The sequence below is a fragment of the Clostridium sp. HV4-5-A1G genome (assembly GCF_900184915.1).
In the GTDB taxonomy this organism is placed as follows: Bacteria; Bacillota; Clostridia; order Clostridiales; family Clostridiaceae; genus Clostridium_B; species Clostridium_B aromativorans.
Genome location: NZ_FXYI02000150.1, coordinates 1 through 8,986, shown reverse-complemented (window position 1 = coordinate 8,986; position 8,986 = coordinate 1). Strand labels below are relative to the sequence as shown.

General features: G+C 33.0%; 7 protein-coding genes and 1 pseudogene. 1 reads left to right on the top strand and 7 read right to left on the bottom strand.

The window, feature by feature from the left end; all coding sequences use genetic code 11:
* Window positions 1–243: 243 nt before the first annotated feature.
* From J5G60_RS14090 to J5G60_RS14065, 6 genes and pseudogenes are all read right to left on the bottom strand, one after another.
* Window positions 244–1,029 carry a CPBP family intramembrane glutamic endopeptidase gene (locus tag J5G60_RS14090; protein WP_179978167.1) on the bottom strand — a complete coding sequence of 262 codons (786 nt, stop codon included), beginning with the start codon at window positions 1,027–1,029 and terminating at the stop codon, window positions 244–246.
* Between the two features lie 113 nt (window positions 1,030–1,142).
* Window positions 1,143–2,205: pseudogene (locus tag J5G60_RS14085) on the bottom strand (IS630 family transposase).
* A gap of 426 nt (window positions 2,206–2,631) precedes the next feature.
* Window positions 2,632–5,019 carry an ABC transporter permease gene (locus J5G60_RS14080; protein WP_150358673.1) on the bottom strand — a complete coding sequence of 796 codons (2,388 nt, stop codon included), beginning with the start codon at window positions 5,017–5,019 and terminating at the stop codon, window positions 2,632–2,634.
* Window position 5,020: 1 nt separating this feature from the next.
* Complete coding sequence (locus J5G60_RS14075) at window positions 5,021–5,695, bottom strand: ABC transporter ATP-binding protein (protein WP_150358672.1); 675 nt, start codon at window positions 5,693–5,695, stop codon at window positions 5,021–5,023.
* A 68-nt stretch (window positions 5,696–5,763) separates the two neighbouring features.
* Window positions 5,764–7,047: a sensor histidine kinase gene (locus J5G60_RS14070; RefSeq protein WP_150358671.1), complete on the bottom strand. Its 1,284-nt coding sequence runs from the start codon at window positions 7,045–7,047 to the stop codon at window positions 5,764–5,766.
* Window positions 7,020–7,712, bottom strand: a complete 693-nt coding sequence (locus J5G60_RS14065) for a response regulator transcription factor (RefSeq protein ID WP_150358670.1) — start codon at window positions 7,710–7,712, stop codon at window positions 7,020–7,022. Before J5G60_RS14065 ends, J5G60_RS14070 begins: the two co-directional genes overlap by 28 nt.
* 137 nt (window positions 7,713–7,849) lie before the next feature.
* Here J5G60_RS14065 and J5G60_RS14060 point away from each other — a divergent pair, with 137 nt between their 5' ends.
* Window positions 7,850–8,344, top strand: coding sequence for an HD domain-containing protein (locus J5G60_RS14060; RefSeq protein WP_378062883.1), 495 nt, complete (start codon window positions 7,850–7,852; stop codon window positions 8,342–8,344).
* Between the two features lie 23 nt (window positions 8,345–8,367).
* On the opposite strand, the gene J5G60_RS14055 is transcribed toward J5G60_RS14060, so the two are convergent.
* Window positions 8,368–8,922 carry a helix-turn-helix domain-containing protein gene (locus tag J5G60_RS14055; protein ID WP_106010993.1) on the bottom strand — a complete coding sequence of 185 codons (555 nt, stop codon included), beginning with the start codon at window positions 8,920–8,922 and terminating at the stop codon, window positions 8,368–8,370.
* Window positions 8,923–8,986 lie beyond the last annotated feature (64 nt).

Below are 8,986 nucleotides of genomic sequence, written 5' to 3'. Positions count from 1 at the left end.
AAAAAAGATATTTTTATGTAAAAAAACTAAAGCTGGAAACTAGCATTTATGTTATTATAATATAAAAAGCCAGTAGGAATTTTTCAAATTTTAAATGGAATATATTTTTATAAACAAAATAAAAAATCCGATGGAATATTGCTAATCTTAGTAGGTATATTTATTTTTGCCGTTATAGTTAAAATTTCAATATTTTAACTATGCGAGCATAGAAAAATACCCATTTTTTTATATACTTTAAAACTAAACTAGTGTATATCCCCAATCATATAAAGCATGAAATATAGATGGTGCAGTGACATTTTCAGTTTTAATCATCATATATCCCAAGAACAAACTGAAAAAAACTAAACCAAACATACTCGTAAGGGTTTCAGTTAAAGTCATTTTCCCAATAAAAATTCTTTGAGGTAAATGCATTAAAGCCATTAAAGCAGAAGCAGTCATCCATCCTTTGTTTTTTCCCATCCATGCAATCAAACGGGTTTGTAAATATCCCCTAAATATGAACTCTTCAGAAAATCCAATTACAGCACAGTTTAATAACGCCCAAAAATGGCCAATGTTTAAATGAGTTATTACTTTATCGACATTTATATTCATATAAAATAGCGACAATATTATAAATATAATACCTGAGATTGTACCAATACCAATTGATTTTTTCAGATTATGCCTTGACACCCCTGTACTTGCCCATGATTGTTTAAAAAATTTCTTTGTTAATAATATAGGGCTTATAATTATTAAATACAATAATGCATTTGACAGAACAGTAGAAAAATTATAAGTTACACTTGTCTGTATATCAGTATTTGATTTACCAGTATAATTTACAAAAAATATTATAAGCGTAATTAAAAAAATACTTATAAAAACTGCAGCAAAAGCATGTAATCCGGATTTTCTTGGATCATTAAAATTATATTCTTTGTGCTCAAATCCTAGTTTTGAAGTTAAAATGTATACGATTAGCCCCGAAATCAATAAAAATATACCCCGACTTATAATATCTTTTAAAAAATTCATATTATTAACCCTCCCGATCATTTTAATCAATTGTACCATAAATGGTGGTTTATAGTACTTTTAAATAAAATAAAACCAGAATATTTTTACTCTATATAGAAAGTAAAAATGGTTCAAAGCTTTATACAAAGTCTGTCAATAACCTCTGAGTTGGATAAATTGATACGTTTAATAAACTCTCTGACAGCTGTCCTTATTTCTTTTACTGTGGGATAAAATACATTATTTATAATGTCAGATTTAAGCCACTTCCACAGACCTTCAATAAGGTTAAGCTGTGGGCTGTATGGTGGAAGAAATACAAGTTTCAATCGAGGGGTTGCCTCCATAAATGGCTGTATAAGTTTTGCGTGGTGAATACGAGAATTATCCAGGATCATTACTATCTTTCCAGAAGGATACTGCTGTACAATTTCCTTTAGAAATTTAAGAAATACTTCAGCATCATACTTTTCGTCTTCACTGCAATATACTTGTCCAGTTTCATAGTTTAATACACCTAAAAGTTTACTCCCCTATGCTTACCAGTAGTAGGAATAATGCGCTGTCTGCCTTTTATAAACCATATTTTTGCTATGGCCTGGTAATCCCGAATCATTGATTCATCCTCAAAAAGAATATAATCTATATGACCTTTCATTAATTTTTTTTTAAAAGTTCAAACTGGTCTTTGAATTCTTTTTGTCTTGATTCATCAGCTTTTTTCAAAGAATATGTTGGACGGGTGAAACTTAAATTATTTCTGTATAATACTTCAAGCATTCCTCTTTGACAGTAGGAAACACCATAAAGTTTCATTACCAGCTTCCTTATTATCGTAGTATCCCAGTTTTTTCTTGCGGTAAAACCTTCTTCATCGGGGGTTCTGGTTGTAATTATTTTAATTAGTTCTAACTCCTGGGCATTGGTTAGATGACGGGGAGCTCCCGGGCTTTTGCCAATAACCAGACCACTTAATCCAGACGATTTATATTTTTTAACATATACACCTACAGTTTGAGAAGATATATTGTTCATATAGGCAATCTCGTTAAGCTTGTATCCCTGGAGATAGTTAAGTATAACAATATATCTTATATGCATTCTCTTATTTGAGTTATTTTTCAGTGCCTGATTGACTTCTTCAAAATCTGATTTTTCAGCATAATAATTTATTCTATCATGTACTTTTTTCATTCCTGTCCACAATCCTATAGTCAGAATTATTATATTTTTATAATTCCACTATTTAGTGAATTTTATTTCAGAATTTATTGGAATACTGCTTGTATATTTCTTACTTTCTATATATAATACTAATAAGTTCTATTATTATTTCATAAATCGAATAATGGATTTTAATTTTAGGTCTTTTTTCCACTCTTTATCCTCCTGTTTTTCCATTTATTGCTATATCATAAAACTTACTTTTACTTATAGACATTATATCACATTAGCTCATCTATATAAGATATATAAATAACTTTAGTCAATGATATGTTAAATATATAAAATAATACCAATTAAAGCAATAAAAAATAGTAGCCCTGTCTGCAAATAGTGACTACTATTTTTAATCAATAAATTTAGTAATACCAGTTGCCTAAGAATCATTTTATATTATCATTCGCTGTACCTGATTCTGTCAATTATGGATTCCTTTTTTAATCTTCCTTCAATAAGATAGGTTATCAGTATTTCCAGCAAAATAAACACCACAATAACTGCAAGTATAGATATCAGAGGGAATTCATACTCTGCATAATCCGCTCCTGCCTTTTTAAACAGTTTAAAGCAGAAGTATCCAAGACCGGTTCCAAAAATCACCGACAGTAAAGAACTTATACCAGCATAGTACATGCCCTCTATCTGAAGCATCTGTCTCAGCTGTTTGTTTGACAGCCCCACTGCCTGGAGCATTCCATACTCTCTTTTTCTTGTGAGTATGCTTGTAATCATGGTATTTATGAGATTCAAAATTCCTATGAGGGCTATTATTCCCGTAAAGCTCATTGCTGTTATCTCTATTGCCATAAACTGATTTTCCAGTTCCTTCTTCCAGTCCGTATTTGACTCATACATTATCCTGCTGTCCCTATTTACTATGGCTTTGAGCCTGCTTTTTATGGTCTCAAATTTACTGCTGTCTATATCTATATAAATGTCAGTTAATTTGTTGTCCCTGTTATCTGCCAGGCTGTCTTTAAATTCTTTCTTTGTAAATACATCCTCATGAGTTATAAATTCATACCCTCCCACAATCCAGCCGGAGCCTGCAATATTGTCACTTAATATACCTGCTACGATGAACTCTTTATTCATGACCTCTCTCAAGTTGGCGCTGCTGTCCTCTTTCCTGATTGAAAAAGGGATTTTGTCCCCAACCTTGTATTTACAGGTAACGCTGCCGTTTTGATTTTTTCTGCCCACTATGAGAACTTCATCTCTGTTTTTCAGATTTTGGCTGGATATATTCCCTCTTATTAGATACTTATTTAACCTGTTCAGCATATAATCATCATATCCATATAGAATGCTGCGTGCATTGTCTACAAAAACATTTAATGTATTTTTCTTGATATAGACATTTTTCACTCCATCCATGCTTTTTATATCATCAATCAATTTTTTATTCAATGGACTTCCGTAGGTATTTGTAACCGAAAGATCAAATTCATATTTAAAATCATGCTTGACCATATTGTCTACATTCATGCTTTTTAAAACACTGCACATTATGATAAATAAAACTCCGCTCATGGTCAGAGAAAGCATGGTCATAATCGTACGCTTCTTATTTCTCCACAGATTCAGCCGTGCAATTTTAGCTATGGATATCTTTTTTAATGAAGCCTTCTCCTTTTTACTGGAACTTATTTTTACACCGCTGTATTTCATAGATTCTACAGGAGATATCTTCGAAGACAGCCTCCCTGGTTTTATAAGAGAGATTGCCACTGCAGCCAGACTTATAAATACACATACAATCACAATGTATGGAGAGGACTTCATTCTTATATTAGAAATCTGTGAAAAAAGATATCCAATCATAAAAGCAGCAATGTGGGCAAGTATAATGCCCAGTGGAATTCCTACCACAGACAGCAGAAGTCCCTCCCTGAATATTATCTTTCTGATCTGTTTCCTGGTGGCTCCCACTGCTGCAAGCAGCCCGAACTGTTTTATCCTTTCAATAACGGATATATAAAATATATTATATATGACCACCACTGTCGTCAGAACAACAATTACTGCTATCACGGCAAACGCCGCCAGCATCATGGGATCTCCTCCTGAGGCATCTATATACATGGAGTTTTTGATTATATTTTTGTCTTTTATCCCAATACTATGACCTACGTCAGTGATACTCTTTTCCACGTCTCTATGGTTTTTTATCCTTACAAAGCAGTCCTTTTTTACATTTGGCAAGTTTTCATATACAAATTTTTTTGACACCAGCCCTGTACTCAAGTTTTGCTGCTTGTGCATTGTACTGTCCTTCAATATACCACTTAGTACAAAGTCTGCAGCTAAAGAGGTATTTCCATATTCAATATGTATGGTTTCCCCTAAAGCACTTTTTACATCTAATTTTTCAAGTACCCATTTTTCCAGGGCTATTTCAGTGCTTTTTTGTGGAAGCCTACCCTTCTCCAGTTTAATATTTGTCATATCTGCTGCTTTGGAATCTGCGTAAATTAAGGATATGTCCGGATAATTGGAATTTTTTCTCTTTACACTCTCAAATGGAATGTATTCTCCTGCACTTTCAATTTTTATGTTGTTCTTCAATATTTCAATCTGCCTCTCATTCACATCTTTGTAGATTCCATGATAATTTCCGGATTGTTCTTCGGTGGAAGCTATTACCATATTTTGAATGCTGTAGATCACTATACCGGAGGCAGTTATGAGACATGTAGCAAGTGCTATGGTTATTATGACAAGAATATTTTTAGTCTTTGAGAATTTTAAATTTTTTCTGGCCAGATTTGATATACAGTTCATTTTACATATCACCTGCCCTTATTTTTCCATCCTCTATTCCAACTATTCTGTCACCCATCTGGGCTATCTTTTCATCATGAGTTATCATTACAAGTGTCTGATTGTATTTTTCTACTGACATTTTAAGCAGCGACATAACCTCCTGGGCAGTTTTGGAATCAAGATTTCCCGTAGGCTCATCCGCAAGCATTATGGAGGGCTTGATGGCAAGTGCCCTGCAGATGGCGGTTCTCTGCTGTTGTCCGCCTGAAAGTGTATTGGGAAGTGAATTTCTTTTATCATATATGTTTAGAGTTTCCATAAGTTCTCTTATATAATTTTCATCCACCTTCTTATTGTCAAGACCTATGGGCAGCGTCACATTTTCCCATACATTTAAAACCGGCACAAGATTGAAGGCCTGAAATACAAAACCTATATTCCTCCTTCTGAATATGGCCAGATCGTTTTCCTTCATTGAAAATATATCTCTTCCTCCAATATACACATTTCCTGAAGTAGGCCTGTCTAGTCCACCCATCATATGAAGCAACGTACTTTTTCCCGATCCCGAGGTACCTACTATTACAATAAATTCTCCCTCCTGTACAGTAAAACTTATATCATCCACAGCTTTGACCAAATTTTCACCTCTACCGTAGTATTTCTTTAAAGACTTCGTTTCCAATACCTTCATGTTATTACCTCTCTTTTACATTTGATACACAGATCATAACATGGCAATATTACATATGACTTTCAAACTCACTTACACTTCTGTAAGAAAAGGCTAAACCTGCTTCCTTTCCCCACTTCTGAATCCACCATGATATTTCCACCCTGCCGCTCCAGTATCCTCCTGGTAAGATACAGTCCAACTCCGGATCCTTCACATTCCTGAACCACCCTGGAATTTCCCCTATAAAATCTTTTGAAAATCTTGTTGAAATCTTTCTTTGGTATACCTATTCCATTATCCTCTATATCGATCCTTATAAAAAAATTCGTTTCAATCATACTGATATTGATCTTTCCACCCGAATCCGTGTATTTTATAGCATTTTCAAGCACATTGATTATGCCCTCCTTGGTCCACCTGGGATCATGAAAAACAAAATACTCATGAATATCTTCAGCATCTATCTCTATATTTCTATGAAGTGCTTTTGAATATACCCCCTTTATGGATTTATATATTGTATCCTTTATGGATTTTTTCTCTTTTTTAAATGTGATCATGCCTGCTTCAAGCCTTGACAGCTTTATAAGAGATCCTGTAAGCCATTCTAACTTTAGCACCTCTTCTTTTATAGTATGTAAAAATTCTCTTCTTTCATCTGTATTCATATTTTCATCTTCTATTAGAAGGGAGTTGAAGAGTTTTATGGAGGACAAAGGTGTTTTAATCTGATGTGATATATCTGTAACAAGGGACTTTATATTTTCCTTTTCCCTGTCCAGCTTATTTATATTCAGCTCAAGTATTCTGGTCATTTGATAAAGCCCTGAATATATTTTAGATAAAATCCCCTCTTTATCATTATCAGCCTTTATGGAAAATTTGCCGTCTATTATTTTATCAACTACATTTAAAATTTCCTCAAGTTCTTCTATAATCCTCAGACTGCAGTATCTAAAAATACATATGCCTCCAGCAAGAGCCAGTATAAACACAACCAGATCGTCAATTGCCATATCATATACATTTTTATTAAATGCAGCATCGTTCCAGGCTTTGACTTCATCATCATATCCATATTTTTTTATGATGCTCTCACCATAATTTAAATCCTCAGAATTGTACTTTTTTAGCAGAATGGTTTTTACAATTTCCACTTCATCTTCTGGATGTGATCTTGCAAGAGATCCCACCAATTGTACTGTGGAATTCATCTGATTTACATAGATCTTGTTTATCATATAATAATGCAAAAAGCAGACAGCCATGGAAATAAGCATGGTACCTGAAACAACTGTTATAAACGCTCTTTTAAATAATGGATTTTCTTTTAAATATTCAATCATATTTTTGCACAGCTCTCTGCCCATACATATCCTATTCCCCTGACATTTTTTATATATTGAGGATTTGAAGGATCATCTTCTACTTTTTCTCTGAGCCTTCTTATATTTACAGCTATGGTATTTTCATCTATAAAGGTACCGTCTATAGAATAAAGTTTATCCAAAAGCTGATCTTTACTTATTATTTGTCCTGAATTATCCATTAAATATTTCAAAAGTTTTACCTCATTCCTGCTCAGAAACAATTCTTTCCCCTTTTTCAATACCTTCATATCATTTACATAGAAGGCTATATCTCCAGATATGATTTTACTGTTTCCTCCTTTATCACAGTTTCTTCTAAGCAAGGCATTTATTTTCGACATCAGTACCATGAGGCTGAAAGGTTTGGCGATATAATCATCTGCACCCAGATCAAGTCCTGTTACAATATCTACTTCCTCATCACAGGCAGTTAAAAATATAATGAGCAAATTACTATTCTTTCTGATTTCACTGCAAAAATCAAATCCATTTCCATCTGGAAGTCCTACATCAAGGATCATAAGATCGACACTTTCTCCATACAGTATTTTTTTTGCTTCTTCTATGCTTCTGGCCGAAAATACTCCATAGCCTTCTCTGTCCAATTTAAAACTGATTCCTCTGTTCAAGGATCTGTCGTCTTCTACAAGCAGTATATTTTTCATATCGGCGTCCTCCATATTTTTACTTAACAAGAATACATTAATATATTATCATAGGGTTATTTAAATTTGATACCATTGTCACTATAAAAATATTATAATAAAATCAATAGAATATAAACCACAAGGAGGAAATTATCATGAACATAACAAGCCATATCATGAAAAAAATGATAACTTATTTTGGAAATGATGCTAAAAGAATAAATCATGCTCTAAAAGTCTACGGCTTCAGTAAAACCATAGGTGAGCTGGAAGGGTTAAATAAAAATGACCTGCTTATACTGGAAATAGCCGCCATACTGCATGATATAGGAATTAAAGAAAGCGAGAAAAAATACAACAGTTCAGCGGGAAACTATCAGGAAATTGAAGGGCCTCCCATAGCCAGAAAATTGCTTAAAGACATTGACATAGATAAAAATGTAGTTGACAGAATATGCTTTTTAATAGGCAGTCACCACAGTTACAATAAAATTGACAAAATAGATTTACAGATATTAATCGAAAGTGATTTTCTGGTAAATGCCTATGAAGACAACATTAAAAAACCTGACATAGAATTTATGGATGAAAAATATTTCAAGACCTCCGCCGGCAGACAATTTCTGCATACAATTTATTTTAAAAAATAAGTATACACTGAGGATGCAGCCAATTATTTAAAATAGTAAATTATATTTTGAAAGCTTGCTAAAGTATTTGATATATTTTTATAGCAATGGGCTTTATTGGCCATATATCTTATGGCATCACCATATTTCAATTTATATTTATCATCTCCTATTATCATTTCCATTTCACCTTTATTGACAATAATATATTCCTCTATTCCATCATTGTGTGGAGGAGATTGATGGCTGCATCCCGGTTCCAATTCAATATTGAATATTTCAAATCTTCTCTTGCTGTCATAGGGGAAGAGAGGGTACACTCTCATTTTCCCGTCACCTTCAATTATGGGTTTAATATTATCGTGAGTTACACAAGTAACTTCATGAGATTTTTCTTCCATAAAATAAGAAAATGAAACATTGAGACCTGTAGCTATCTTCCACAAGGTTGTCACAGTAGGATTAGAATTTCCCCTTTCTATCTGTGCCAGCATGGCCTTACTGACTCCAGTTAGTAAAGCTACTTTATCCAGACTTAAATTTTTTTGTTTTCTTATGCTGTTTAAATTTTTCCCTATTATAAAATTAAAATCTTTCAAATCAATTCCCTCCTGGATATTATATGTTATAATATATATATGTATAATATATTGTACATATATA